Source organism: Streptacidiphilus sp. MAP12-16, from assembly GCF_041262165.1.
GTDB lineage: Bacteria > Actinomycetota > Actinomycetes > Streptomycetales > Streptomycetaceae > Streptacidiphilus.
In genome coordinates this window covers 45828-72692 of the sequence record NZ_JBGCBY010000002.1, presented here as the reverse complement: position 1 = coordinate 72692, position 26865 = coordinate 45828, and the positions used below count along the sequence as shown (strand labels likewise).

The following is a 26865-nucleotide window of genomic DNA, read 5'->3' as shown; positions in this document are numbered from 1 at the left end:
GGAGGACTCCTCAGGGGATGCGGCGCAGCCGCGGAGTGAACGTGGAGTGGAAGATGGTGGACGCCGCGCCGACGGCGACGGCCTCGCTGCTGTTGACGGAGCGCTCGACGCGGACGCGGCGCAGCCGCCGGGCGGTCGGAAACGCGTTGACCGCATGCTCGATCTCGGTGAGGTAGACGTCCGCGACCTCTTCGGTGAAGAAGGGTCCGCCGACCACGACCAGGCCGACGTCCAGTAGATCGATCACGGACAGCACGCCGCTGCCGATGGCCTTCGCGGCCTGCTGGACCGTCAGCCGCGTGTTCCGCTGCGCGGCCGGATGCGACAGCCGGTCCGGCGCGACATAGCTCCCTGGATTGCACTCCTGGAGGATCTTGGGTCGCCCGGAGGTGTCGAACCGCCCCAGCGTCACCGCGCAGAGCTGGCCGAACTCGCCCGCGTTGGCGGTAAGTCCGCGGTAGAGGTCGCCATTGAGGAACAGCCCGGATCCGACGCCGGTGCCGAGGTAGAGGTAGACGAAGTCGCAGGCGCGGCTGTCGCGGCCGATCCAGCGCTCGCCGACGGCCGCGGCCGAGCAGTCTTTCTCGATCACGATCGGGCACGAGAACCGCCGCTCGAGCAGGGTGCGCAGGGGGACGTCGCGCAGCACCGACATCAGCGGCGGGTCCAGCACGGTCCCGGAGACGGTGTCCACAGGTCCCGGGGCGGCCACGCCGATACCGAGGAATCCCTCCTCCCACCGGCCGCGCCCGGCCTGCTCGAGAACCGACTCGCCGAGGTCGGCGATCTGTGTCACCACGGCGCCCGGACGCGGGTCGGACGTGATCGGCTCGGCGCGGCGGGCGACGATCCGGCCGGACAGGTCGACCAGCACCGCCGTCAGCACGTTGGGGTCGATGTGGATGCCGAGCGCGTGCGCGGCGTCGTCGCGCAACCGCACCGGGCTGCTCGGTTTGCCGACGGCCGAGTGCCGCCTCCGCTGCTCGACGAGCAGGCCGCGCTGGATCAGCGAGCGCGTGATGCGGGAAACGGACTGTTGCGTGAGCCGGGTGCGTTCGGCGAGCTCTCCGCGGGTGATCGTGCCCGCGAGACGCACGGTCTCGATCACGACGCACTCGTTGAAGGACCCGAGGTCGATCTGGTTGGCGCCGCCGCCGGCCGCTGGGCCGGACCCGGGGACGGGCGACATGGGCCGGGTGTCGGACGGCGCCGGGAGCGGCTCGCGGATCCAGCGGACTCGGGCGTGTGCGACCCCGCCGGCGTAGCGGGCGAGCGCGGAGGCGAGGTCCAGGAGCAGACGCGTCGAGGACTCCGGGTGCCGGGCCGCGTCCAGGGCCAGCACGGCACGGACGAAGGAGACCTCGCTGGTCCGCTCCGGCCGCTCATGGACCGAGATGCCGAGACGATCGCAGTGCTGCGCGAGGTCGATTTTGTGCACGGCGGTGGGCCGCGCCCGCAGGACGATGGCATGAAGGCCCTGCTGCGGATGGGTGCGGCGCACGGCGTCCAGGAAGAAGGGCGTGCCTTCGGGGTCGGACGTGGACGTTGCGGGCTTGTGCGTCGCGACCCTCGCCGCGGCGGTCATCGCGTCACTGACAGCGGCCAGCGCGTAGGCGTCGACCACCGGATCATGTGGCGGAAGCACCGGCACGGCGGCCGGACGGCTGGCGAGCACCAGCACCGTGTACTCCGGGTCGAGATGGAGACCGACCAGCCACAGGTCGCTCGATTCCAGGGCAGGGCTCACCGGCACCTGGGGGGCGGAGAGCCGGCCGCCCGACAGGTTCCAACGGCGTCGCGCCTCCGCGACGGCGCTGTGCGAGCAGCCGAGGCGGCGGGCCAACTGCCGCGAGGTGCGGCCGTCGGGTGTGGAGGTGAGGATGCTCGCCACGATCTCGCCCTCGTCGACCGTCGTGGGACGGCCGGTGCGCGCACGGTCCAGCAGCCCGTCGACGCCCTCGGTGGCGTAACGCTGCCGCCACGTCGTCACTGTCTGCCGGGATACGCCCAGTTGCCGTGCGATGTCGGCGTTGCGCAGGCCCTCGGCGGCGAGCAGCACGATCGAGGCCCGCAGCGCCTGCTGGTCCTGACCTGCGGCCCACCGACGCAGCACCGCGTGCACGTCGGCACCCGGAGCCGCGCCGGCGGAGGGCAGATCAGGCATTCGCCGTGCCCGGAGTGAGGCGCAGGGTGAGGATCTGGAACGGCCGCAGCGTCAGGTCGAGCGTGCCGTCGTGCAGTTGCGACGGCGCGGTCGGCCGCTCCAGCAGATCCGTCACCGCGGCGCCTGCCACCGGGAACCCGACGGACAGGCGCGTGCTCGCCCGACCGCCGCAGGACTCGTAGAGGCGCACGATCACGTCTCCCGACCGGTCGTCGGCGAGCTTGACGCACTCGACCACCACATTGGGGTTGTCCACGGCGACCAGCGGACGCGCCCCGCCGGCCGCCGGGGCGGGACGCAGCGGAAGGTTGAGCGCGTGGGCCTGGGCAAGCGCCTCGCGGGTGCCGGCTCCGGGGACCACGGCATAGCTGAAGCGGTGCCGCCCGAGGTCGGACTGCGGGTCCGGGGAGTTCGGCGCGCGCAGCAGGGTCAGCCGCAGTGTCGTGGTACTCCCTCCCCCCGGCCGGGTGTGCCGCGAGGCGTCGTAGCCATAGGTCGAGTCGGTGATCAGGGAGACGCCCCAGCCGTGCTCGCCGACATGGACCCAGCGATGGGCCCACGCCTCGAAACGGGCCGCGTCCCAGGACGTGTTCTCGTGCGTCGGCCGGGTGACGTGGCCGAACTGGATCTCCGCGGCGGTGTGCTCGGCGTGTACGTCGAACTGCCAGGCCGACTTGAGCACCGCGTCGCGTTCGCGCCAGTCGATGTCGGTGACGACGTCGAGGCGGCGCGAACCCGCCGTCATACGCACCTCCTGAACGACGCGGGAGTCTCCGAAAGCCCTCTCGACGCGGACGACGGCCAGCAGCGGACCCTCGTCGGTAAGGGTGACGGTGGCCGGGGCGCCATCGTCGGCCGTCAGATCCCGGCGGACGTTGCGATAGTGACGCTCGAGGTTCCACGCGGGCCACAGATTGGGCTGGTCGCGGTGCAGCTGGAGCAGGTTGCCCGCGCCGTCCGGAGCGATCGCGTCCCGTCCGGTCGCGAGGTCTCGGACCGAGCGCAGCAGCCCGTCGGCGTCGATGCGGGCTTCGATCACGCCGTTGGCCAGAAGGTGGCCGCCTTCGGGAGATTCGGCCACGACGACCGGTGCGATCCCCTGAAGGTCCGGCAGCAGAGCGCCGCCGCCGAGCGCGGGAGCATCGGCCAGGGCCGCGTGGCGACCGTCGGACAGCAGCTGCGCGGCCGTGCCGGACGCAGGTGCGGACGGAAGCAGGACCACCTCGCGACGGTCGTGCGCCGCCGCATTGAGGACGCCCGGGGCTCCGCCGTGGGCGAGAGCCGCGCCGGCTCGGGCGATCAGCGTCTCGAGCTGCTCGTGGATGCGACCGTAGACCGCCTCGGCCTCTCGGTGGACCCAGGCGATGGAGGTGCCGGGCAGGATGTCATGGAACTGATGCAGCAGCACCTGCTGCCACAGATCGTCGAGCTCCTCGTGCGGATAGGCCGCGCCGTTGCGCACGGCGGCCGTCGCCGACCACAGCTCGGCCTCCCGGAGCAGGGCTTCTGAGCAACGGTTGCCGCGCTTGGTCCGCGCCTGGCTGGTGTACACGCCGCGGTGGTACTCGAGGTACAGCTCGCCGCGCCACACCGGGGCATCGGGATACTCCTCGCCCGCCTGACGGAAGAAGGTCGACGGGGCCTGGATGTCCACGCGCGGCGAACCTTCCAGGTCGCGCAGCCGCCGGGCCCGCTCCAGCATCTCGCGGGTGGGGCCGCCGCCGCCGTCGCCGTGCCCGAAGGGCGCGAGCGAAACCGTGGCGGCGCCCTTGTCCCGGAAGTTGTCCTGCGCGTGAGCGAGCTGCTTCCCGGTGAGCTCGGCGTTGTAGCTGTCGATCGGCGGGAAGTGCGTCAGAATGCGCGTGCCGTCGATGCCCTCCCACGCGAAGGTGTGGTGCGGCAGCTCGTTGGTCTCGCTCCAGTGCAGCTTCTGCGACAGGAACCACTCGGCGCCGGCCAGCCGGGCCAGCTGCGGGTAGGCGGCCGTGTAGCCGAAGGAGTCGGGCAGCCACACGCCGTCCTGCTCGATACCGAACTCCTCGGCGAAGAACCGCCGCCCGTATATGAGTTGACGGGCCAGCGCTTCGCCGCCGGGCATGTTGCCGTCAGCCTCCACCCACATGCCGCCGACAGGGACGAACACCCCCTCGCCGACCGCTTTGCGGATGCGCTCGAACAGCTCGGGCCGATGCCGCTTGACCCAGGCGTACTGCTGCGCCGAGGAGCAGGCGAAGATCAGCTCGGGGTACTCCTCGGCGAGCGACAGCACGTTCGCGAAGGTGCGCACGCACTTGCGGACCGTCTCGCGCTGCGGCCACAGCCAGGCCGAGTCGATGTGCGCGTGCCCGACCGCGCTGATCCGGTGCGCCGAGGCGTGTGCGGGACGCGAGAGGACATCGGCGAGCTCCGCACGCGCGGCGGCAGCTGTACCGGACACGTCCCGCGGATCGGTGGCGTCCGCGGCGCGTGCCAGGGCACGCATGATCTCGTGGCGGCGCGGGCTTTCCACAGGCAGCTCGCGCATCAGCTGATCCAGCACCTCCACGTCGTGGATCAGGTGCCAGACGTTCTCGTCGCGGACCGCGAGGTCGGCGGAGACCAACCGGTACAGCGGAGCGTCCCCGGCGGTCGCCCGGTCGCCGAAGTGCGTGTTGCGTCCGTGCGCGCTCTCGATGCCAGGATTGGCTGCGGCCTCGACGAGGAACTCCACCGTCGTGCCGCCCTCGGCGTTCGCACTGATCAGGACGTTGCGGTTCATCGGGTGCAGGCCGTGCAGGGCGCGGCCGTCCGGCGTGTGGACCAGGCCCTCGGCCTGACCGCCGGGGCCGCGGTCGGGGTCGAATCCGAGGTCGATCACGGCCTCTACGCGCGCGCCGGCCCAATCGGCCGGGATCTGCCCGGAGAACCGGAACCACGTGGTGGACCAGGGACCGCCCCACGTCCCACCGATCGCGAACGGCCGGTAGTCGGCGTCCGGGACGGCGAGGGCCTCCGCCACCGGAACGGGTTCGCCGGGGACGTGCCACGCGCTGACGGTCAGTGCGGCGCGCGCGGTGTGGAGGGCGGGACGGAGGACGTGGCTGAGGTACCGTGTAATGCGGTCTTCTACCAGTTGGCGATCGTCGTGCACGGTAGGGCGGTCCCTTCGAAGCAGCGGTGCGTCAGATTCGTGGTGCGTCAGTTGCCGGTGGTGGAGAGGGTGACGCCGCCGATGTACAGCGGCTGGGTCGGATCGGTGACAGCCAGGCGCAGGTCGGCCGAAAGGTTCTGCAGTTCGTTGAGCTGCACGTTGGTCAGCGTCACGGTCGCGGTCTGCCAGCTGCCCGTCCCGCTGCCGACCACGGTGGGACCGCCGAGGTACGGGTTGCCGGGCGCGTCGTACTGCACCTGGAAGCCCTGGCCCGCGACCGACCAGTAGGTGACGTTCATCGTCACCACGGACGCCTTGGCCACCTGGCTGGACGGGTCGACCTGGAGGTAGACGTTGGCCGCGCCGGCGCCGCTCTGCTTGCTGGTCCAGGTGGCGTAGGCGGCGCCTCCGCCCTGGGAAACGGCAGTGAGGTTGCCGTCAGCGCCCTGACCGGTGGCACCGACGTTCAGGAACACCACGCCGCCGCCGCTCTGTCCGGCGGTCGCGCTGACGGACGTTGCGCCGCCGTTGGTGACCGGGCAGGTCGCGGGGACGGGAGTGCCGGCCGGCGCGGCGCCGGGCAGCAGCTGCCACTGGTCGAGCTGCGCCGAGGCCATCGCGACCGGGACGCACACGCTGCCGTCGGGCAGTGCCTTCTGCGCCGGTGCTGTGCCGGTGAGCCGGTCCACCACGTGGTACGTGCCGCTGACGAGGTTGAGGCCGTTCGGGTGCAGAGTGACAGAACCCGTGTATCCGAAGTACGGGTTGACTTCGGCGACGGTGATCGAGGCGCTGTGGTGGTTCTTGGCCGTGGCCGGGACGACCTGTAGCGTGTGCTGGCTGGTCAGGTCGGCGTAGGTCGGAGCGTACTGGCTCAGCTGGGAGCCGGCAGTGAGCAGCGTCCCACCGCGCTTCTGGTAGGCCGTCAGGTTGGCGTCCACGCCGTTCATCGGCAGCACGGCGCGGTAGCGGGACAGGCTGTCGGCGTGGTTCGCGATCTCCTCACTGGTGACGACCGCGAAGCCGGCCTGGTAGCCGTCCCACAGCGCGGTGATGTTGTTCTCGACGCCGGTCAGGCTGCCGCCGCCGGTGTTGCCGCGGGCCTGCGAGTCGTCGATGTAGACGGCGACCGGCTGGGTCGGGTACGAGCCGGAGAGGCTCTGGAGCACGGGCAGCCAGTGGGTGTAGATCGGGAAGCCGATGACGTCTTTGCTGGTGCCGTCGTGGATGAAGAAGTCCTCGCCGCCGCCGTCGGGCAGGGTCATGGCGTAGTCGGACAGCCACTGGGCCGCCTGCGCCGGCATCACGGCGTCAGTGGTCACCGTCCACTCCTGGGCGACCGGGACGTGGTAGGCGCGGCCCAGGCTGCCGAACAGGAGGCTGAGGCCGGCCGAGTTGGCGGCGTCTTCCACCACCGTGACGTTGTACTTGCGGGCGAGGTGGAAGAAGACGTCGGGCAGATTGCCGAGCTGGGGCGCGTTGGAGATGTGCCCGCCGAAGTAGTAGTACAGCGGGCCTTTGGTGACCTTGCGGGCGGCTGCGGTGAGCCGGTTGTAGGTGTCCTGCACACTCCACTGGCGGAAGGCCTGGTAGACGCCGGCCAGCGGGGTGCCGGGAACGGCGGCCGGGACCTGGCTGAAGGACGAGTACGTCGTGCTGTTCCTCGCGTTGAAGGCGCCGATGTTTCGGTAGGTGGCCGGAAGCCAGTTCGTGTGGAAGTACTCGATGTCCGCCGGCGCCCAACCGCCCTCGCCGGGGCTGTCCAGCCACTGGGCGTCCAGGTGGCCGTAGTCCATGAACGCGCCGCCGTACCCCCGTTGGTGCGCGATGTGCCTCAAGGTGCTGGTGACGTAGGTGAAGTAGTCGTTCTGCTCGGTGAGGTCCCACCAGGCCAGGGCGACGCCGGTCGCGCCGGTGCTGGTCACCTCGTGGTCGGTCTCCCACGTCACGGGGCTGCCGCGCCAGCCGGACTGCCAGAAGATCGGCACCAGTTGGACGCCGGCAGCGGCGGCGGCGGCGAGTTCCTGGTCGAGCTCGGTGAAGGCGAAGGCGCCGCGGGTCGGCTCGAGCTTCGACCACGGCATGTTGATCTCGGCGCGGTTGATGCCCTTGGCCTTGAGCGCCGCGAAGTCCGCAGTGGTCCATGGCGTGCCGTTGTTGTCGAACTGGAACTGGGTCGCCCAGTAGCCGGGCCTGTGGTGCTGGGCGGTCGCGGGCTGGGCGGTCGCGGGCTGGGCGGTCGCGGGCTGGGTGTTCCCGGGCTGGGCGGTCGCGGATTTCGACGTCGCGGGATGCGCGGGGTTGGCGGTCGCGTACTGGGTGACGGCCACGGTGGCGGCAATGCAGCAGAGCAGTGGGATCGCTCCGCGTCGGACCGTGCGCAGCATCGATTTCCCTTTCCAGGGGTTCGGATTGCGGATGGGTTCGACTCCAGGACGCCGTCGGCGGCGTGAGGGGTATGTAACTCCAAAAGTGTTACCTGGACTAGACCTCTCGCTGAAATTTCATTTTGGATCGCAGCGACCTGCAACGATGACCCTCAGAGGCAGTGACTTACCTATCGCGCCTGTCAAAAAAGTCATTGGACGTGCACTGCCCTTGACCGGTCCGCGTGCCGGAACGGATGCTTCGGGGACTCCAGAACTGCGGTAGCGCACCTTGCGCCCGTGCCGTCGGCCGTGACCACACACTGTTCCCAAGAGGAGCCGTCATGGCCAGAATTACCCGTTCCCGTCGCCTCTTCGCGGTATCGGCTGCCTGTCTGCCGCTCGCCGCCGGCCTCACCGCCTGCGGCGGCAGCAGCAGTAGCAGTTCGTCGGAGACGCTCGTCATCGCCGAGTGGACGAACCCCGCCTCCGTCGCGCAGACGGAGAAGGTGGACGCCCTGTTCGAAAAGCAGCACCCCGGCGTCACGATCAGGCTGCAGAGCGCGCCGACGGCTGCCAACGCCTGGCCGACCCTGCAGAACAGCCTGCTGGCGTCCAAGAGCGTCGACCTGCTGGCCCAGTTCCCGCCGACGCCGAAGGCCTTCCCGCCGGCTTCGATCGGCATCAAGCCCACGGGCACCGCTGCGCTCATCGCGGCCGGCCAGTTCCTCGACCTGTCGAAGCAGCCGTTCATGCAGCGGTTCGACCCGGTCGCGCAGAAGTACGCGAACGGCTACAACGGTGGCGTATACGCCGTGATGACCGCCGAGTACGTGAACAGCAGCGGCCTGTTCTACAAGAAGGACCTACTGGCCAAGTACGGCATCCCGATCCCGACCACCTTCGGCGAGTTCATCGGCGACCTGCAGACCCTCAAGTCGAAGGGGATCACACCGGTCTACGTGGCCGGGAAGGACGACTACCAGAACAACGTGTGGGCCGGCATCGTCAACCAACTGATGATGCAGGACAAACCGGCCTCCGACGCGGCCTCGGTCTACCAGCAGCGCGCCCAGGACTTCTGGAGCGGCACACAGAGCTGGGACGGCCCGCTGTACCAGGAAGCCGCCAAGCGCTACGAGCAGGTCATGGCGTACATCGAGCCCAGCGCGGGCGGCGTCCCGGCCCAGACGGCGCCGGGCAACTGGGCCGTCCAGGGCAACGACTTCCCGTTCTTTGTGGACGGCTCCTACGACGGCAACACCATCGCCAAGGCCGATCCACAGCTGAAGTTCGGCTTCATGGCGATCCCGGGAACCGACACCGCGGCCTGGAACCGTCCCGTCCTCGCCCCCGACCTGTCCTGGGCCGTGCCGGTGTGGTCCAAGCACCAGCAGCTCGCGCTGGAGTGGCTCGACCTGTTCACCCAACAGGGCAACTACGCGGACTGGTTGAAGGCCACGGGCTCGCTGTCGGCGGAACCCGCGGTACCGACCCCCTCGCTGTCCTGGACGAACTGGCTGTCCTCGCATGTCGCCGAGGGCTACCCCAGCGCCTCCCAGCCCTGGGTCCCCAGCAGCTTCCCCAAGATCGCGGGCGGCCCGGACCTGACCAAGATGCAGCCGATCGGGCCGCAGTCCACGACCGACGCGCTCAAGCAGTCCGCTGACGCGTACCGCTCTGCTCCGAGGAGCTGAACCTCGCCGATGGCCACCATTCCCTTCGGCACCAGGCGGACCCGGCGATGGATCCCCTGGCTGTCCATCTCCGTGCCGGCGATCGGCTGGCTGGTGTTCGGCCTCTATCCGTCGCTCGCCACAGTCGTCTACTCCTTCACCCAGTACTCGGGGTTGCCGGGCACTCCGCTGAACTGGTGCGGCCTGTGCAACTACCGCAACGCGTTCCACGGCTCCTCCGCCGACTTCTCCGCCGCCATCGTCACGACGCTGAAGTACGTAGCCGGCGTCGCCGTGCTGCAGATCGGGGCCGGGCTCGGCCTCGCGCTGCTGCTTCGGCACCGGCGGCGCGGGTTCGGCCTGTACCGCGCGCTGATCTTCATGCCGCAGATCTTCTCGGTGACGATCGTCGGCGTACTGTTCTCGCTGATCCTCGACCCGCAGACCGGGCCGGCCGAGAAGGTCTACAAGGCGCTGTCCGGCGGGACCAACGCGTTCCTGGGCAGCCCCACCTGGGCCCTGCCGCTGGTCGTCCTGATCAACGTCTGGATGTTCAGCGGGTACACCATGCTGGTGTACATCGCCGCGCTGCGCCGCATCCCGCCCGAACTGTACGAGGCGGCGTCGCTCGACGGGGCCGGACGGGTGCGACTGTTCCGGCACATCACCTGGCCGCTGCTCGCCTCGGCCACCACGGTCAACGTCTTCCTCACCATCGTCGGAAGCATCGGCGAGTACTCGCTCATCCTCGTCCTGACCGACGGCAACTTCAACACAAAGACGATCGGCCTCTACATGTTCGACACCGCGTTCGGACAGAACCCGTCCCTGGGCTACGGCTCGATGCTGGCCATGGCGCAGTTCTTCATCACCCTGGTCATCGGCGGCGGACTGCTGTTCTTCCTGCGCAGGCGGGAGGTGACCCTGTGAGCCTCCGCATACGCAGCGCCCTGCGGACCGGCGGGCTGCACCTCGTCTGCCTGCTCATCTCGGCCGGCCTGTTCGCCCTGCCCCTGATCTACCTGGCGCTCCAGGCGTTCAAGACGTACACAGGGTTCCTGCAGGACCCGACCGGCATACCGCATCCGTGGACGGCCTCGAACTTCAGCCAGGCCTGGAGCCAGGGCGACTTCTCCACCGAGATGGTCAACAGCCTGCTGTACGCGGTCGTCCCGGACATCGCCACCCTGATTCTCGGGGTCTTCCTCGCCTTCCCGATCTCTCGCGGCTACTTCCGGCGCTCGAACGCGCTGTACGCCTTCTTCGTGTTCTCCGGATTCCTGCCCGCCGGCCTGATCCCGCTGTTCATCGAGGCACAGAAGCTCGGAACGTACAACAACCGGTTCGGCTACCTGGTGATGACGTCGCTGGCCGGCGCGGGGTTCTTCTTCTTCGTCGGCTACATCAAGACCATCCCAACCGAGATCGACGAGGCAGCGGCACTGGACGGCTGCGGCTACGTCCGCTTCATCTTCACCATCATCATCCCGCAGATGAAACCGGCTCTGGCCACGTTCGGCGTGTTCGGCTTCGTGGCCAGCTGGAACAACCTGATCCTGCCCCTGGTCATGCTCAGCGACCCCGGCCTTTGGCCGGTGACCCGCGGCCTGTTCTCCTTCTTCGGCCAGTACTCGTCGCAGTGGCCGATGGTCGCGGCGGCGACGGCAATCGTGGCGGCCCCGATCGTGGTGGTCTTCGTGGTCCTGCAGCGGTACCTCGTCGAAGGCGTCGCCGGCGGCGCCACCGGCACCCAGGGCGTCGGCCAGGCCCCGCCGGTGGCAGCCGTCGCCGACGCGGAGTGACGGCGGACGGCGTGACGGCGGACGCCGTGATCGACGCACCGACATCAATGCCCGGCGGGACCTCCCCGCCGGGAACTCATCGGAGAGAACCCGCATGACAGAGCAAGAACATCGGCCGCCGAAGGCCCCGCACGCGCTGATCGTCCGCGGCGGATGGGACGGCCATGTACCGGTCGCCGCCACCGACCGGTACGCGGCCGCGCTCAAGGAGGACGGCTACGAGGTGACAGTCAGCGACAGCCTGGACAGCTACCTCGACGACGGACTGCTGGCCGACACCGACCTGATCGTCCAGTGCTGGACGATGGGGCAGATCACCGGCGAGCAGGTCGCCGGCCTCTCGCGCGCCGTGCGCGCGGGAACCGGATTCGCCGGCTGGCACGGCGGCATCATCGACTCCTTCCGCAAGGAGACCGGCTACCAGCTGATGACAGGCGGCCAGTTCGTCCATCACCCACGCGAGTTCACCACCTACACGGTGCGCCCGCGGCCCGAGCGCGCCGACCACCCGGTGATGGCCGGCATCGGCCCGTTCACCGTCACCACCGAGCAGTACTACCTGCACATGGACCCGGCGGTCGACGTCCTCGCCGTCACCGACTACGAGCCGGACCCCGACAACCCCGAACTCACGGGCATCGTCGTGCCCGTCGCCTGGACCCGGCACTGGGGCGCGGGCCGGATCTTCGCCACGGCGATCGGCCACAACCTCGCCGACCTCGACGTACCCGAAGTGGACTCGATGATCAGGAAGGGCATGGCATGGGCCACCCGATGACGGACCAGCAGATCCTGCGCGTGGGCGTGGTCGGCGCGGGGAACATCAGCGGCGCGTACCTCGACACGTTCCCCCGGCTGACGAACCTGCGGGTGACCGCGATCGCCGACCTGGACCCGGCCCGCGCCACCCTCGCGGCGAAGGAGGTCCCCGGCGCGCGCGCCCTGACCCCCGAGGAGCTCTACGCCGCCCAGGACGTCGACCTCGTCCTCAACCTGACCCTACCCGCGGCACACGCCCAGGTCGCGCACGCCGCCATCGCCGCCGGCAAGCACGTCTACGGCGAGAAGCCGCTGGCCGCCACCACCGCCGAAGCCCACGCGCTGCTGGAGGCGGCCGACGCCGCCGGGGTCCGCATCGGCTGCGCCCCCGACACCGTACTCGGGACGGGGGTGCAGACCGCGCGCGCCGTCCTGGACGCCGGCTGGATCGGCTCACCCGTCGCCGCGACCGGCTTCATGGTCACCCCAGGACACGAACGCTGGCACCCGGCACCGGAGTTCTACTACCGACCCGGCGGTGGCCCACTGCTCGACATGGGCCCGTACTACCTCACCGCGCTGATCACCCTGCTCGGCCCGGTACGCCGGGTGGTCGGCATGTCCGCCACCCCCCGCGCCACCCGCAGCATCGGCAGCGGACCGCGGGCCGGTACCGAGTTCCCGGTCGAGGTGGCCACCCACGTCACCGGCGTGCTGGAGCACGAGAACGGGGCGCTGTCCACGCTGCTGATGAGCTTCGACGTGTGGGCCGGCGCACTGCCCCGGATCGAGGTCTACGGGACCGGCGGCTCGCTGTCGGTACCGGACCCCAACGGCTTCGACGGCGAGGTACGGCTGTTCCGCGCCGAGGCCAAGGAATGGGAGCCGGTCCCGGACCGCGGCGGGTACCCCGGCGCCTCCCGCGGCTACGGCGTCGCCGACCTGGCACGCGCGCTCGCCGACGGCGGCCCGCACCGCGCCGACGGCCGAGTGGCGTACCACATCCTGGACGTCATGGAGTCGCTGCTCGCCGCCGCCCGCAGCGGCGAGTCGGTGACCGTCACCAGCACCTGCGAACGCCCGGCGGCGGTCCCCGCCAGTGCTCGGCCCGAAGAGCAGTAGACCGAGAGGCCCGCCCCGACCGCATCCGCACCCAACGCACCCGCACGCTGCGCACCCCGCCCGCACCGTCGCGGCGGGCGACGCCGCCCGCCCCCGGCCGTCGCCCGCCGCGTCGTCGACCCCACTCCCCGCACGGAAAACGACGCCTGATTCACCGTTGCCGCATCCATGGAGTCCGAGCCATGACCGACCGACCTACCGCACTGTTCGTGATGGCCCCCGAGAACCTGTCCCGGCTCTTCCCACCACAGCTGATGAACCGGCTCTGCGACCTGCTGGACATCGACCGCCGCCTCGTCGTCGCACGCTTCGACTGCCCCGAGGCGGCCGACGCCCTCGCCAAGGCCGAAATTCTGATCACCAGCTGGGGCTGCCCCCCGATCGACCAGCAGGTCCTCGACGCAGCACCCCGGCTGCGGGCCGTCCTGCACGCGGCCGGCACCGTACGCGACCTCATCTCACAATCATGCTGGGACCGCGACCTGTTGGTCTCCTCCGCCGCAGCCGCCAACGCCGTCCCGGTCGCCGAATACACGCTGGCCGCGATCCTGCTGTCCGGCAAGACCGCCTTCGCCCTCCGGGACGCCCTCAGACACGAACGGCCCAACCCTCACGCCGACCGGACACTCGGCAACTACCGCCGCCGCATCGGCGTCATCGGCGCCTCCCGGGTGGGACGGCGGCTCCTGGAACTGCTGCGCCCGCTCGACCTCGTCGCCACCCTGGCTGACCCCTACCTGGAACCCGCCGAGGCCGCGGAGATGGGAGCTACCCTCCTGCCGCTGGACGACCTGCTGCGTGGGAGCGACATCGTCAGTCTGCACGCGCCTGACCTCCCGCAGACCTACCGGATGCTGGACCGCCGCCGCCTCGCGCTGATCCCCGACGGCGCCACCTTGATCAACACCTCGCGGGGAGCGCTCATCGACCCCGACGCACTCACCGACGAACTCGTCTCCGGGCGACTCAGCGCGGTGCTCGACGTCACCGAGCCCGAACCGCTGCCTGTGGACTCGCCGCTGCACCGGCTGCCCAACGTCTTCCTCACCCCCCACATCGCCGGCTCACTCGGCAACGAACTGGAACGCCTCGGCAGCGCGGTCGTGGAAGAGGTCGAGCGTCTGGTCGATGGTCTCCCGCTCAAACACCCGGTACTGCAGTCGGATCTCGACCGGGTCGCCTGACCCGGAACGTCCACGGGCCGCGAGGTCGGTGCGAACACTCGCGCCGACCTCGCGCAGGGGCGGCCGCAGTGGCGGCGGAACGCCGGGTCTGCATAGGCATCGTCGGTGTGCCCAGGGGCGGTGCAGAAGGACCGGCCGCCGCCGAAGTCGCGGCACCGGGCCAGCGGGTGGACAGCACCCATGGTGCCGCCCACCTGCCGGCGTTCGTCGACGGCGTGCAGGATCCGCGCCGATGTCGGCGGCTGGCTGCGGAAGTTGTACCACTCGTCGTCGAGGGTCCAGCGCGGGCCCAGGTGCGCGGTGGCGTCGTGATCGCGGTCCGCGACGTCGACGGTCGCCCCGCTGAGGGATGCCCGGCGAAGCGGGCGCCGATCAGGTCCCCGTAGTAGGGCCAGTCGTACTCGGTACCGCTGGCCGAGTGGACGCCCATCCAGCCGCCGCCGTGCGACAGATAGTCCCGCAGGGCCTCCCGGCCCCGATCGTCCAAGACTTCTCCGGTGGTGGACAGGACCACGACCGCCTGATAGCGGCGAAGCCCGCCGGGGTGAAGGCTGACGACTCCTCGGTGGCCAGGGCGGTGAGGCCGAGGCCGCCCGCGAGTTCGGCAAGAATAGCGGCGGTTGCAGCCGATCTCACCGGTCCTTGGTGGACCAAGCGGCGCGGACCCGCTCAGCGGTTGCGGCGGCTTGCCTGATACCGGCCTCTCTGGCCGGCTGCCAGGCCGCCCAGTCGCCCAGGTCGGGGCCGAAGGCGTCCAGCGCCGCCTGGTCGGGGTTGATCGTGACAACCGTGCCTGCGCCGGCCGCGGCGAGTTCCCGTTCCAGTGGCCCCCGAGGGAACAGGTGCGCCAGTGGTTCGAGAAGGACCAGCACGTCGGCGCCGGTGGCGACATCGGCGTTGGTTCCGGACCCGATGCCGCCGTCCATGTACCGCCGCCCGTTGACGGTGATCGGCGGGGAGACGCCCGGCAAGGCGCAGCTGGACGCCACCGCGGTTCGCAGTGGTGCGTCACCGGCGCGGTCCCAGACCTTCAGCTCGCCGGTCTCGACGTCGACTGCGGTGATGAGTAGTTGGCGATCCGGCCATTCCTGTGCGGTGATCAGCATGCTGATCCCAGCGATGTGCGCCTGCTCGGTGATGGTCTGGGCGGCGATAGCGACCTGGCCGACCTGGCGCCGGGCGTCCGCCGGTTCCAGGCTGGCGTCGGCGAGGATGGCAAACACCTCGGCCAGCCGACCGCGGTCCGCCTGGGGCGCTGAGTCGCCCCGGTTGCCGGGGGGCGCAGGGGTGTCGGAGTCGAAATCCTGGCCGGTGGCGAGCATCGTGCCGACGATCGACCCTGCCGAGGTACCTACGATCACGTCGGCCTCGGCAAGGTCTACCCCTGCACGACGCAGCCCGCTGACAAGCCCGGTCATCCACGCGGTGCCGACGACTCCTCCGCCGCCCGTCACCAGTGCCCGCGTTGTGTTCACTTTGCTCACTCCTTCGCATTCGAATGTTCTGTGCGGTGGGCGTCTCGACCGCGGGGCAGTCTGAGGCCTTTGGCGGGAGATCTCGTCCGTGGGTCCACCCCGGACCGCGGTGTCGGACTAATTCAGGTGCGCGGCTGCAGGTACTCGAAGGCGGAGCCGTCCCGGTGGCGGGCCAGGATCCGCGTGCCAGGTCCGCGGTGCCGCCCGCCACGGGCGGCGCGGGCGGCAGCTCCTGGCTACTGGTCAGACCTGGACCTGTCCGCCGTCGACGAAGTGCTCGGCGCCGGTGATGAAGGAGCTCTCCGGCCCAGCCAGGAAAGCGGCCAGTGCGGCGACCTCTTCGGGGCGGCCCATGCGCTGCAGTGGCAGTTGTGCGGACATCACGCCGTGGAGCTCTTCACTGCTCTTGCCGAGCCTGACGGCCACGCGGTCAATCGCGGGGGTGGCGATGGGGCCGGGCGTGATGACGTTGACGCGCACGCCGCGCGGCGCCAGCTCCGCGGCCCAGGTCCGTCCCAGGCTGCGCACGGCGGCCTTGGACGCGGCGTAGACGCCCATTCTGGCGGCGCCCTGGTGGATGGTGGAGGACGCCAGCAGGATCACCGACGCGGTGTCGGTCAGCAAGGGCAGGGACTTCTGCACAGTCAGCAGGCTGCCCTTGGTGTTGACACCGAAGACGTAGTCGAACTGCTCCTCGGTGACGTCCGAGAGAAGCGATCCGTCGCCCAGTCCGGCATTGGCAACCACGGCGTCCAGGCGCCGTCCGTCGCCGCGGATGACGTCCATGACGCGGTCGAGGTCGGCGGCCTGCGAGACGTCGCACGGCACCGCGACCGCGTTGGGGCCGATGTCCTTGGCCGCGGCTTCGAGTTCATCCTTGCGCCGGCCGGTCAGGTAGACGCGGGCACCGTCATCGGCGAAACGCTGGGCGATCGCCCGGCCGATACCGCTGGAGGCACCGGTGACCAGGGCTGTCTTACCGTTCATGGGGCTCATGGCACCCGTCCTTCTGAGATGACTGTGTCGCTCGCGCTGCTCATGGCCGCATCGGCGACGGGACAGACGGCCGATTTTCTTGACTGCCTCGTCCACAACGTAACCTATTCTGGACGAGACGGTCAAGAATCGGTATCGTAAGACCATGGGACGATCCCGAAGCTTTGATGAAGGCCAGGTCCTGGCCGCCGCCAAGGACCAGTTCTGGTCGACCGGTTACGCGGCAGCAAGGGTGGACGACATCGCGGCGGCCACCGGTCTGGGCAAGGGCAGCCTCTACGGCGCCTTCGGCGACAAGCACCAGTTGTTCCTGCGCATCTTCGACGACTATTGCGCCGGGCTGATCGAAGCTGTGCGCCGGGAGCTCGACGGCCCCGATGCAGGCGCGTACGACCGGCTGCGCGCGCATGTCCTGAAGGTGGCGAACGCCACCGCCTCGGACGTCTGCCTCCGTGGCTGCCTGCTCGCCAAGGGCACCGCCGAGCTGTCGGGGCAGGATGAGGCGGTCGCGGCAACGGCCCGCCGGACATTCGCAGCCATCGAGGAACTGATCTCCTCCTGCATCGCCGGAGCACAGCGGGCCGGCGACATCAAACAAGACGCCGACCCCGCCCGCCTTGCCGGACTCCTGCTGGCCGTGCTGCGCGGGATCGAAGCCCTCGGCAAGGGCGGAAGCAGCCCCGACTCACTGCGCGCGATCGCCGAAACAGCCCTGGCCCTCCTGCCCAGGCCCTAGAACAGCCACAGCCCGAGCCGGAAAACGGCCCTGCGGGTGAGCCGGGGTAATCGCCGAGGAACCGGCGAATACGGCGATCAAGGCTGCGCCTGCCGAGAATGTCATCCGTGCAGGTCAACACCCATTGCCAGGGCGCTATGACAGCACGGCATGATGGTCATCTGTGCCGCTCCACTTCGCCTGTCCGACCGCCACGAATGCCTTCGCCGCACTGCCGCTGCGACCGGGCTAGGCTCTTGCCTCTTGCTTGTCGGCGTTGTCGGCGTGGTCGACGATGTCGGAGATGGCATCGGCGGCCGCGAGCTTCAGCTCGTCGAGACGGCTTCGCCCGTCCAAAACCTCTAGCGGTAGGGCGTTTGTGATGCGAGGCCCTACTCGCCGTTGCCGAGGCCCTCGATGAGTGCAGACTGCGGAACCGGTTCGAACAGGGTGGGTGGCACGGGGGGCGTGGCGAGGAGGGCGCCGATCCTCGGGATCTGGTCCGCCACGCTCGCGCTGTGCTGTGTGAACGCCTCGATCGACCTCACGCCAGCCGTCGCGTTACTCGTTCTCGCCCTGGCCGGATGCTCCAGCAGCGGCGTCAAGTCCAACGGCAACCTGCCCGCGCCCGCCAGCACCGCCGCCTGCGATGCAGCCCTCGTCCAGCAACTCCGTACCGGCATGGAGTCCCCCGGCGCCACAAGCAGCAAGCCAGCAGCCTGCGTCGGGGTCGCCGACGCCGAGCTCCAGACCCTCGCCAACCAAGCCATGGCCCAGGTCTTTGCCACACCCAGCCCCTGAGTGGTCAAACCCCCGACACCGGCACGAACGTCCGGGAGGAGCCGGTCAGCGACGCCAACAACTCCAGCCACCCGCTTCTCGGCTACTACCACTACAGCGTCACCGTCTCCATCCCGGTCTGACGTCCGTCTGGCGGGCTGCTGCCCGTCTACTCAGACCAGACCGTCCCCGACCCGGAGAAGAGGGGCCGCGGCTGCCTGCCGCGGCCCCTCGGTGCAGGGCAGCTGACAGTCGTCAGCGTTCGAAGTCCCGCGCGACGTCGTTGCCGTGGATCCAGTACGGGTCGGTGGGCTGCTCCTGCGTGGTGGCCGGTGTGCGGCTGGTCGCATGGGTGCCGGGACCTGTGTGTCCTGCTTTTCGCGGCTGGTCAGAACGCGTCGGTCCAGCTGCTGTCCACGAAGTTGGGCGCGGTGCCCGTTCCGCAGACCTCGTAGGTGACCGCGAAGCGGTGTCGGAGTACGCGTAGGCGCGTGACGGGTTCATTGGGCAACCGCTGGACAGGCGGAGCCGGGCGGTGGCGGGATGGGATGGGATGGGGAAGTTCCAGGTCGCAGGGAGGGCGCCGTGGGCACAGCTTGCTACGGCCTCCTGATCACGGGGACGGGGACGGCAGTGAGTAGCAGGTGGCGGACCGGGGTGAGGGTGTGGTCAGGCACACCTTCAGGGATGTGCCGCTGCCGGTGAGGGCAACCAGCGGGGTGTAGGCGAACGCGTCGAGCCTGTGCGGGTCGTTCATGGTGACGTCCTGCGTCGGCGCGCCCGGCTCGGACAGCGTGAGCCTGTCACCGAGCTGCGTGTTCCAGGTCCGTGCCCAGGCCGCCCGGCACAGCGGGTTGTACCGCACCTCCATTCCGGCGCCGCTCGGGGTCGACTGGTGCAGTAGCGTCTCCGGTTCCACGCCGCAGAGCGTGGGCCCTGGGTCAAGGCCGTTGCAGGCGTCGCCGACGCAGCCGACGTGGAATCCGGATGCGCTGGACGCGCCGGACTGCGCGGGTGACGCACGGTCACCTGCGTTCTGGTCACGGGCTGCCGCGCCCCCGAGCGTGGCGGCAAGCAGCAGCGCAGCTGTGACAGCCCCGGTCCGGAGGCGTCCGAAGCCGCTGGGCTGTCCGGTGCCACCGGCAGGCTCCGCCGCCTGTGTGGGCGGATCGGGGACGGCCGCAGGGGCAGGTTCAGGCGCTGGAGCCGGTGCCGGAGCCGGGGCGGATGCCACGGCTCCGCGGCCACTCCATGCCCCCTCGGCAAGTTCCCACAGCGCACGGATCCGTGGCTCGGGCTCGCCTGCGAGGTGGCACAGCGCGCGTACGGCGAGCCAGGGCGGCAGTGCCGCCCCGCTCAGATAGCGCTGCCAGGAGGACCTGCTGTAGGCGGACTCCTCGGCCAGCGCCGCGATGGTGAGTCCGGAGCGCCCGCGAAGGAGCCGCAGTTCGGCCGCCAGGCGCGCGCACTGCCTCTGACTCTGGCTCTGGCTCCGGGTCATCCGCGCAGGGCAGCCCAGGTGTGCGGTCCCACCTGGCCGTCGATGTTCAGGTGGAACTTCTTCTGGGCCTGGATCACGGCGGATTCGGTCAGCGGCCCGAAATTCCCGTCGATCCCGCCGGGCGTGATCCCCACGCGCTGCAGCAGGCACTGGAGTTCGGCCACATCCGGTCCGGAAATGTCAACCACTAGCTGCTGTGTGTTGGTTGTGCTGTTGCCCGCGTACCACATCCCCGCCTTGCGGCTGTAGGTGCAGGTGAACACCGCCGGCTTGTGCACGGCTGCGGGCGTGCGCGCCGGTGCGCAGGCCACCGCGCCCTGACTGGGCTGGACGACCAGCAGCGTGATCACGGCGCCCAGGGCGGCGGCACCGCCGAGCGTCATGATCAGCGGCCACCCGGTGCGGGGCCGGGGCCGAGCGGAGCCGGCTCCAGACTCGGCTTCGGGCTGGGGTCCGGCGTCGGCGTCAGGCACGCACACCACTGCGGTCGTCCCCGCCTCCGGCGTGCCTACCGGCGCAGCGTCCGCAGTCTCGGCACTCGGGACGTCCTCCTGCTGGGACTGCCAGGCGTCTGCCGCCATCTCGAAGCGGGCCAAGAGTCGCACCGGCTCCCCGCCCGCGATCTTCGCGAGAGCCTCCACAGCGGCGCGAGGCGGCAACAACCGGCCGTTCAGATAGCGTTCCCATGAGGATGAGCTGTACCCAGTGTCGCCGGCGAGTTCCTGCAGGGTCCGCCCGCTGGCGTCCTTGAGCTCACGCAACTGAATGACAAATCGCGCAACTGCCGGATCAAGTCCGGCAGGCAGAGGCCGCCACCGTGCCATTTCGCCCCCAACCGAGCCACTTCAGGAGAACTCCCCTGGCTCTCCGGCAGTGATCCTAGGGGGCGCCAAATGTTCTAGCCGGACCTTTTGCCAAATTCTCGCCTAGGCCATGCCTGCGATGAGGCCGAGGTGCTGCCAAGGCTCGTCGGCGGCTGGTCAGGGCGTACGGGACCGCCTGAGAATCCTCACACATCTTCCCCGGGCTGCCCACTTCGTACGTGCCCTTCGGCGCTCGAAGGGCTGGGCCGACCGGGGACGGTCAGTTGCTGGACCACGGGAAGGACGAGCCGCGAGGGCCGGGCTGCGTCCTGGTACACGCTTCGGCGAGCAGCGGATGTCTGAACCCCCGGGGCCCCCGGGGCCGCCCGACCGTCGGGGCCCATGGGGCGGTCAGCAGGATTGCGATCCCAACGGGGGAAGCAGCTGGAGGTGATCTGGAGACGGATACGGTGTCCGGGCAGGAACACGTGTGCTGTGGACCACAGGTCGACCGTCAGTCCTTGTGCCCGGAGCCCTGTCCGCTCCGGATGTGCCTGTTCAGTCCTCAGGATGCCGTCGGTGATGTTCCATGACACCCCGTCGGTGTCGACGTCGCACAGTCGGGCCACCCAGTCAGCGGCAGGTGTGGACGAGTCCGCGACCAGGTGGACGCTGACTCTGCCGATGACCTCCAGCGGTGCATCGAGGGGTTCGCTGGTGTAGACGAGTACGTCATCGCGCTTCTCGATCTGCTGCTGGTCGAGGGGACCAGCAGGGAAACCGGGCGCCATGAGGATGGAGCCTCCGCAGGTGGGCACCGGGTCGTCCGGGTCGTGGTGCCACAGGTCCGGTGACGAGTGCGGTTCGGGCGGCTCGGGTGACAGCCGGCTGTCGGCGTGCAGATACCAGGGGGAGTCGATGGACTCCGGGGGCCAGGCCTGGAAGCGGCGCCACTGGTTGGCTCCCATGACGAAGAGCAGCACCGGCGGCTCGGGGGCAGGTGGAACGGGTGCAGGTGGATCGGGTGCCAAGGGCACGGGGGCGGCCCGCTGCTGCTTGAGGTAGCGGTCGAACCAGTCCAGTTCTCGCTCAAGCAGTGACCCTGCGTTCTCGATGCCTGCAGCGTCGGCGGTCGCGCCGAAATCACTCTCGCCGATGCGTCCGGTCTGGTTCTCGTGTGACCACGGTCCGACAATCAGAGCCGCCGGCGCCCCGGCGCGGTGTGACCTGACGTAGTTGTCGAGACTGCCTTGCAGGAAGCAGTCGAACCAGCCTGCGACGGTCAGCGTGGGAATGCCGGGATGGGCTGCGTGCTCGCCCGTCGTCAGTTGTGTCGGGGGGCCGGATGTCGGGGTCGGCAGGTCGAGTCGGCGCAGAGTGGGGGACGCGGGTGCGGGAAGCTCCCAGTACGTGTGCGTGGCCAGTTCGTTCAGGGCCGTGTTGAGCGCGGCAAGTTGTCGGCGTAGTTCCACGGGATCGCCAAAGTTCCGGCGCTCGAGCACGTTGACCCCCAGGGTCAGCGTCCAGTGGGTCACCAGTCCCAGCTCGACGGCGCCACCTCGAGAGAGCAACCCGTCATCCGGGTCCGACCAGGTCAGTTCGGGGGCAGCGACGTAGAGGTGGGGAGGCTGCGCCGAGATGGCAGCCCATTGGGTGTATCCGAGGTAGCTGGGACCGTACATGCCGACGCGCCCGTTTGCGTCGGGCAGGTGGGCAGCCCATTCGACCGCGTCGTGCCCGTCCGTGCTCTCGTGCGCGAGTGGTTGCCAGTGCCCTTGCGAGCGGAACCGCCCGCGGCAGTCCTGGATGACTACCAGGTAGCCGCGGCGGGCGGCGCCGAACGGATCGAGGCGGGCGAGCACGGCTGGGTCCTGCTTGCCGTAGGGGGTGCGGGCCAGCAGGACCGGCCACGGTCCGCTGCCGGTGGGCCGGTAGGCGTCGGCGCGCAGGACGGTGCCGTCGCGCATCGTGGCTTCGAGGTCGACGTGGAAGTCGATGTCTCGGTGCGGGTGATGCACGGCGGCGCCTTCCTGGTGTCGGTCGTCGGTGTGGGTTCAGCTGATGCTCAGGTCGTCGATGTAGCCGCGGTAGCCTCCGGTCGAGTTGGGGTTGTCGTAGCCGACCAGGATCCGGCTGATCTGCTTGTTGGCGTTGGTGGTGCCCAGGTTGACGGTGACGTGGTTCCAGGTGTCGAGGGTCAGGTGTCCGCACTGTTGGGCGGGGTGGATGCTCCTGCCGTTCTGGTCGACGGCGCCGGAGTCCCTGAGGGTGCTGCCGTCGCTGAAGACCATGTCGACAGCGACGCAGGAGCTGTTGTCGGACCCCGAGGACAGCCAGGTGCTGGTGGCGCTGCTCTGCGGGTAGATCCAGTAGCCCAGGGTCTTGCCGGTGCCGATCGCGAGCGGGCTGCCGCTGAGATCGTAGATCTTCATGTAGGCGTGCACGGCGCTGCCGCCCTGTCCGGACCCGGAGTACATCAGGGCGCTGCTGCCGGTGTGCGAAGTCTCTCCTGTGCGTACGGACGCTTCCGGGCCGGTCAGGCTGCAGCACAGTCCGGTCACCGACGCCACTGCGCCGCCGGTCGTGTCGACCGTGTCGGCCATCGGTGCTGGGTCGGTGGACTCGAAGCCGGAGTTGAAGCTGCTCGTGGTGGTGCTGGTGCCGGTCTGCAGGGACTGTGCCAGTTGGGCCTGGATGGTCGAGAGCGGGGTTCCCGCGGGGGCGAGGTAGAGGGTGTCGCCGACGGAGGTGGCGAGGGTGATCTTCGAGCCGGAGACGGTGCCGGTGTCGGTGCCGTTGCGGTAGACCTCGGCACTGCCCGGCCAGGGGTTGGTGAAGGTGAAGGAGCCGCCGCTCTGGCTGAGGACCCGCGCGTACTGGACCGCGTTGCTGTACATACTGCTGGAGATCAGGAAGTTGCCGTAGGCCAGGAGGTCGCCGAACTTCGCGTTCGTGTTCGTCGGCCAGTCCGGGAAGAACTTGATGTCGTTCTGGAAGGACTGCAGGAGCATCTCGTCCAGGCCCGAGGTGGTGACGTTGATGTTCTCGACGCCGCCGCCGTTGTGGTGGATGGCCATGTTGGGAAAGCTCTGGCTGGTGGCCTCGTCGTGCAGGTTGGTCAGGATGGTGCTCGGGTTGTAGCCGGCGCGGGCGGCGGCGGCGTAGAAGGTGGCTGGTGCGTTCCCTCCATGCCAGGCGTTGGTGAGCGCTCCGATGGTGTTCTGTGCGGTGGCCAGCAACGTCGGGGTGCTGTCCAGCCCGATGAGGCTGCCGGGGTAGACGGCCTGGGCGTCGATGTCGTTGCCGTCGTTGTAGAAGTCGCTGCCGACTTCGGTCTCGCGCAGGATGGTCTGGCCGTTCAGCGTCATGGTCGGCAGGGCGCTGAGGTGCGAGACGATGTTCTGCCAGGTCGCGCGGGTGCTGGTGTCCTGGTTGAGCTTGGTGCTCATGTCGATCAAGCCTTGGAAGAGCAGGTGGACCAGGCCCAGTGACAGGCCGGGGTTGGTCTGCGGGTAGGTCTGGTCCTCGTGCGGGGCGTCGTTGGTGATGACGTACCGATTGTTTGCGGAGTCCCAGGTCAGGTAGTTCTGCCAGAAGAGACCCACCTGCTTCAGCCAGGGATATACCTTGGTCGCGTAAGTGGTGTCACCGGTGTACTCGAAGCGCATCACCATATTGCTGGCCAGGTCGGCGGCGTCCGACTTCTGGTTGTGCAGGGCGGTGTCCGCGCTGGTGCCCTGCGGGGACAGCCCTACGGGGTAGAGGACGCCGGTGTAGCCGTTCGCTGTCGCCAGGGCCTGGCCGGCGGACTGATAGTCGAGGACCGGCTGGTCGTAGGCGTCCAGCTGGGCGATGTGATTGGTCGACAGGGCCGCGTAGAACGGGGCCTCGTAGTTGTAGTTGGTGTGGTAGTCGCCGTTCCAGTTCATCGCCCCGGTGATCCAGTTGCCCCAGAGGCCCGGGGCGGATTTGCCGGAACGCGAGATGCAGGCGAGCTGGTACAGCGAGCCGTACCAGCTCTTCTCCACGGCCTTGTCCGGGATCTCGACGAACGACTGCGACCAGTAGTTCTCCCACCAGGTGCGGTGGGAGGAGTTGTGGTTGCCGACATCGGTCTGCGTGAGGTTCTGGACCAGGGCGTCGGCACCGGACTGCCACGACGGGCTGTCGACGCTGGAGATGATCCCGGTGACCAGGGTGGCTGTACCGCCGGGCTGCAGGGTCATGCTGAGGGTGCTGCCGGATATCGACTGGGGCTGGCCGATGATCCGCGCGGCCATCCTGGCCTTCGGGTCACTGCCGGTCCCGGTGTCGGCGAAAACGTCCGCGTCGAGGTCGTTGCCCGTGGTGGTGACCGCGGGGGTGCCGCCGGAGCCGTTCTGCAGCGTGACGCCGATGCTCTGCGCGCTGCCGCCGGCGAGTTTGAACGAGGTGACGGTCAGGCCCCAGTTCGCGTCCACCCAGCTGGCCGTGGTCAGGGTCTGGCCTCCCAGCGTGTAGGTGCCGTCGACCTCGGCGTGGGCGATGTCCTGCACCACGTGGTACGACGAGCCGTTGAGCCCGGCGGCCTTGATGACGATCCGGCCCAGGGGCTTGATGGCATGGCTGGACGAGGAGAAGAAGTCGTTCTTCCCGACGTACATCGTCTGGTTGTCGATGGATCCGCCCACCGCGACGCCGATGTCGCCGTTACCCAGTAGCGGAGCATCGACGGTCTCGCCGCCGGTCAGCTGTGTGGGCGGGCTCGTCCACACTCCCGTGTACTGCTGTGCGATCCGCCATGCCTGGTTCCCAGTGACCGAGTCGGCCAGGGCGGGATGGGCGAGCGTGGTCGTGACCATGGTGCACGCCAGACCCATGACCGCAGCGATGCTCACGGCCTTTCTGGGCTGTAGGCGCAACTTCCCGAGGCGTACCTCGATCTTCATTGGTCGGGCCTCTCATCCAGCGATCGGTGGGGAGGTGAAAGTCGATTCCGGCCGTACTGAACCCCGCGAACGGCGCAGGCGTGCACTGTCGGCAAAGGAGCAGGGACCAGGCCGGCGGGGCGCGTCGGTGATCAGTCCCGTTGATCACCGACATCGCCCTGCGGTACCGCGCGAGACGAACGGGCGGCCCGGAGCTTGCACCGTCACCGTGACCGGCCGGATCCGAGATGAAAGCACGAGGCCCCGCCGGTCGCGTGGTCAGATTCAGCCGGACCGACCATATCGAAATAACGTTATCGCGAAAGATTGCGCGCAGCTCGGCGCTGTGTCAAGGGTTCTGACACGGAGCGGCAACCTTCCCGAAACTCAGGCCGAGATCTCCCCGGAGCCGCGGATCGTCAGCGTCAGGGGGACGATGACGCTCTGCACCGGGCGGGTCGGGTCGGCGATGCGCGCAAGCAGCAGTTCCACGGCGGTCTGGCCGATCTTTGCGGTCTGCTGGGCGACGACAGTGAGGGCCGGCTGGAGCAGGTCGGCATGCGGGACCTCGTCGAAGCCGACGATGGCCAGACGCGAGGCCGCCTTGGGCCCCAGGACCCGCAGCACGGTGAGCGTGGTGTCCATACTGCCCGTGACCAGCGCCGTCGCCGGATCCGGACCGTGCAGCGCGGTGTCCAGGGCCGCGGCCACGCGCTCGGGGGTGATCTCCCCGGGGTGGACCAGGCCGTCCGCCGACTGTCCGTGGGCCCCCAGCGCGGCACGGAAGGCCGATGCGCGCTCCCGGCCCGAGTAGACCTGCTCGCGGTCTCCCACGTAGGCGATGCGGCGGTGCCCGTACTGGGTCAGATGATGGAACGCAGTGCCGATGCCCGAGGCGTTGTCGGACATGACGCAGTCCACCGAGATGCCGCTCATCGGCCGGTCCATTGCCACCATGGGCATGCCGGCGTCGAGTTCCGGCTGCAGGTAGCTGTGGTTGTCGCCGAACGGCTCGACGATGATGCCGTCCAGCCGTTGCCGGCACATGGACACGAGGATGTCCCGCTCCCTGGCCTCCTCGAAGTTCGTGGACGCCGCCAGCAGGGTCAGCCCTGCCAGGCGGGCGGTCTGCTCGATGGCAGCCAGCTCCGGGTTGACCTCGGCAATGCGCCGGACCGCGGCACCTATCGCTCCGGTGATGCCCGAGCGCAGCTGGCGAGCCCGCTCGTCCGGCTGGTAGTTCAGGGCCGTGATCGCCGCCTGGACCTTGGCGGCGTACTCGGGGCCCACGGTCGGATCGTTGTTGACCACGCGCGAGACGGTCCGCAGCGCCACCCCGGCCTCCCTGGCCACATCGACCATGGTTGGCCGCTTCGGGCGTCCCCCGGTGCCGTTGCCATCCCGTGCTCCGCGCATCCAGTCACTCCTTGTATTCACCGTGCACCGTTATCAGATCGACTCTTGACACATTCCCGCAACGCGCGC

The 26865-nt window shown here is 69.4% G+C and carries 19 protein-coding genes and 1 pseudogene; 8 read left to right on the top strand and 12 right to left on the bottom strand.

What is annotated here, in order from left to right; all coding sequences use genetic code 11:
* Positions 1–10: 10 nt before the first annotated feature.
* Genes ABIA33_RS02375 through ABIA33_RS02365 form a run of 3 tightly spaced genes read right to left on the bottom strand, consistent with a single transcriptional unit; the run spans position 11 to position 7681 of the window.
* Positions 11–2164, bottom strand: a complete 2154-nt coding sequence (locus ABIA33_RS02375) for an ROK family protein (RefSeq protein ID WP_370076350.1) — start codon at positions 2162–2164, stop codon at positions 11–13.
* The gene (locus ABIA33_RS02370; protein ID WP_370076348.1) at positions 2157–5294 is read right to left on the bottom strand and encodes an alpha-mannosidase; all 3138 of its coding nucleotides are present in this window, start codon (positions 5292–5294) and stop codon (positions 2157–2159) included. Before ABIA33_RS02370 ends, ABIA33_RS02375 begins: the two co-directional genes overlap by 8 nt.
* A 47-nt stretch (positions 5295–5341) precedes the next feature.
* Complete coding sequence (locus ABIA33_RS02365; RefSeq protein ID WP_370076346.1) at positions 5342–7681, bottom strand: hypothetical protein; 2340 nt, start codon at positions 7679–7681, stop codon at positions 5342–5344.
* A 323-nt stretch (positions 7682–8004) separates the two neighbouring features.
* Here ABIA33_RS02365 and ABIA33_RS02360 point away from each other — a divergent pair, with 323 nt between their 5' ends.
* The 6 genes from ABIA33_RS02360 to ABIA33_RS02335 all read left to right on the top strand — a co-directional run bounded on the left by ABIA33_RS02360 (position 8005) and on the right by ABIA33_RS02335 (position 14203).
* Complete coding sequence (locus ABIA33_RS02360) at positions 8005–9357, top strand: ABC transporter substrate-binding protein (protein WP_370076344.1); 1353 nt, start codon at positions 8005–8007, stop codon at positions 9355–9357.
* A gap of 9 nt (positions 9358–9366) precedes the next feature.
* Positions 9367–10266, top strand: a complete 900-nt coding sequence (locus tag ABIA33_RS02355) for a carbohydrate ABC transporter permease (RefSeq protein ID WP_370076342.1) — start codon at positions 9367–9369, stop codon at positions 10264–10266.
* Complete coding sequence (locus ABIA33_RS02350) at positions 10263–11138, top strand: carbohydrate ABC transporter permease (RefSeq protein WP_370076340.1); 876 nt, start codon at positions 10263–10265, stop codon at positions 11136–11138. Before ABIA33_RS02355 ends, ABIA33_RS02350 begins: the two co-directional genes overlap by 4 nt.
* Before the next feature lie 94 nt (positions 11139–11232).
* Positions 11233–11916, top strand: coding sequence for a ThuA domain-containing protein (locus ABIA33_RS02345; RefSeq protein WP_370076338.1), 684 nt, complete (start codon positions 11233–11235; stop codon positions 11914–11916).
* The gene (locus ABIA33_RS02340; protein WP_370076336.1) at positions 11901–13019 is read left to right on the top strand and encodes a Gfo/Idh/MocA family protein; all 1119 of its coding nucleotides are present in this window, start codon (positions 11901–11903) and stop codon (positions 13017–13019) included. Before ABIA33_RS02345 ends, ABIA33_RS02340 begins: the two co-directional genes overlap by 16 nt.
* 182 nt (positions 13020–13201) lie before the next feature.
* Complete coding sequence (locus tag ABIA33_RS02335; RefSeq protein ID WP_370076334.1) at positions 13202–14203, top strand: hydroxyacid dehydrogenase; 1002 nt, start codon at positions 13202–13204, stop codon at positions 14201–14203.
* A 77-nt stretch (positions 14204–14280) separates the two neighbouring features.
* On the opposite strand, the pseudogene ABIA33_RS02330 reads toward ABIA33_RS02335, so the two are convergent.
* The 3 genes and pseudogenes from ABIA33_RS02330 to ABIA33_RS02320 all read right to left on the bottom strand — a co-directional run.
* Positions 14281–14834: pseudogene (locus ABIA33_RS02330) on the bottom strand (ThuA domain-containing protein); the annotation flags it as partial.
* Between the two features lies 1 nt (position 14835).
* The gene (locus tag ABIA33_RS02325; RefSeq protein ID WP_370076332.1) at positions 14836–15678 is read right to left on the bottom strand and encodes a patatin-like phospholipase family protein; all 843 of its coding nucleotides are present in this window, start codon (positions 15676–15678) and stop codon (positions 14836–14838) included.
* 243 nt (positions 15679–15921) lie between these two features.
* Entirely contained in the window at positions 15922–16674 is a 753-nt protein-coding gene (locus ABIA33_RS02320; protein ID WP_370076330.1) for an SDR family NAD(P)-dependent oxidoreductase, read from the bottom strand.
* Between the two features lie 145 nt (positions 16675–16819).
* Here ABIA33_RS02320 and ABIA33_RS02315 point away from each other — a divergent pair, with 145 nt between their 5' ends.
* Together ABIA33_RS02315 and ABIA33_RS02310 are read left to right on the top strand one after the other, a co-directional pair.
* Positions 16820–17410 (top strand): TetR/AcrR family transcriptional regulator, encoded by a 591-nt coding sequence (locus ABIA33_RS02315; protein ID WP_370076328.1) that lies wholly within the window; start codon positions 16820–16822, stop codon positions 17408–17410.
* A gap of 504 nt (positions 17411–17914) precedes the next feature.
* Positions 17915–18190 (top strand): hypothetical protein, encoded by a 276-nt coding sequence (locus ABIA33_RS02310; RefSeq protein WP_370076326.1) that lies wholly within the window; start codon positions 17915–17917, stop codon positions 18188–18190.
* Between the two features lie 367 nt (positions 18191–18557).
* Here ABIA33_RS02310 and ABIA33_RS02305 read toward each other — a convergent pair whose 3' ends face one another.
* The 6 genes from ABIA33_RS02305 to ABIA33_RS02280 form a co-directional block, all read right to left on the bottom strand.
* Positions 18558–18680, bottom strand: coding sequence for a hypothetical protein (locus tag ABIA33_RS02305; RefSeq protein WP_370076324.1), 123 nt, complete (start codon positions 18678–18680; stop codon positions 18558–18560).
* Between the two features lie 102 nt (positions 18681–18782).
* Positions 18783–19670: a DUF2690 domain-containing protein gene (locus ABIA33_RS02300; protein WP_370076322.1), complete on the bottom strand. Its 888-nt coding sequence runs from the start codon at positions 19668–19670 to the stop codon at positions 18783–18785.
* Positions 19667–20431 carry a peptidoglycan-binding protein gene (locus ABIA33_RS02295; RefSeq protein WP_370076320.1) on the bottom strand — a complete coding sequence of 255 codons (765 nt, stop codon included), beginning with the start codon at positions 20429–20431 and terminating at the stop codon, positions 19667–19669. Before ABIA33_RS02295 ends, ABIA33_RS02300 begins: the two co-directional genes overlap by 4 nt.
* A 248-nt stretch (positions 20432–20679) precedes the next feature.
* Positions 20680–22491 (bottom strand): CocE/NonD family hydrolase, encoded by a 1812-nt coding sequence (locus ABIA33_RS02290; RefSeq protein ID WP_370076318.1) that lies wholly within the window; start codon positions 22489–22491, stop codon positions 20680–20682.
* A gap of 36 nt (positions 22492–22527) precedes the next feature.
* Positions 22528–25350 (bottom strand): hypothetical protein, encoded by a 2823-nt coding sequence (locus ABIA33_RS02285; protein WP_370076316.1) that lies wholly within the window; start codon positions 25348–25350, stop codon positions 22528–22530.
* A 417-nt stretch (positions 25351–25767) separates the two neighbouring features.
* Positions 25768–26796 carry a LacI family DNA-binding transcriptional regulator gene (locus ABIA33_RS02280; RefSeq protein ID WP_370076314.1) on the bottom strand — a complete coding sequence of 343 codons (1029 nt, stop codon included), beginning with the start codon at positions 26794–26796 and terminating at the stop codon, positions 25768–25770.
* Positions 26797–26865: the final 69 nt, after the last annotated feature.

Bases quoted from the DNA above. Each gene is read 5' to 3' on its own strand.
- ABIA33_RS02355 (WP_370076342.1), top strand. From the start codon at position 9,367: ATGGCCACCATTCCCTTCGGCACCAGGCGGACCCGGCGATGGATCCCC.
- ABIA33_RS02335 (WP_370076334.1), top strand. From the start codon at position 13,202: ATGACCGACCGACCTACCGCACTGTTCGTGATGGCCCCCGAGAACCTG.
- ABIA33_RS02375 (WP_370076350.1), bottom strand. From the start codon at position 2,164: ATGCCTGATCTGCCCTCCGCCGGCGCGGCTCCGGGTGCCGACGTGCAC.
- ABIA33_RS02340 (WP_370076336.1), top strand. From the start codon at position 11,901: ATGGGCCACCCGATGACGGACCAGCAGATCCTGCGCGTGGGCGTGGTC.
- ABIA33_RS02320 (WP_370076330.1), bottom strand. From the start codon at position 16,674: ATGAGCCCCATGAACGGTAAGACAGCCCTGGTCACCGGTGCCTCCAGC.
- ABIA33_RS02360 (WP_370076344.1), top strand. From the start codon at position 8,005: ATGGCCAGAATTACCCGTTCCCGTCGCCTCTTCGCGGTATCGGCTGCC.
- ABIA33_RS02300 (WP_370076322.1), bottom strand. From the start codon at position 19,670: ATGACCCGGAGCCAGAGCCAGAGTCAGAGGCAGTGCGCGCGCCTGGCG.
- ABIA33_RS02315 (WP_370076328.1), top strand. From the start codon at position 16,820: ATGGGACGATCCCGAAGCTTTGATGAAGGCCAGGTCCTGGCCGCCGCC.
- ABIA33_RS02365 (WP_370076346.1), bottom strand. From the start codon at position 7,681: ATGCTGCGCACGGTCCGACGCGGAGCGATCCCACTGCTCTGCTGCATT.
- ABIA33_RS02280 (WP_370076314.1), bottom strand. From the start codon at position 26,796: ATGCGCGGAGCACGGGATGGCAACGGCACCGGGGGACGCCCGAAGCGG.
- ABIA33_RS02345 (WP_370076338.1), top strand. From the start codon at position 11,233: ATGACAGAGCAAGAACATCGGCCGCCGAAGGCCCCGCACGCGCTGATC.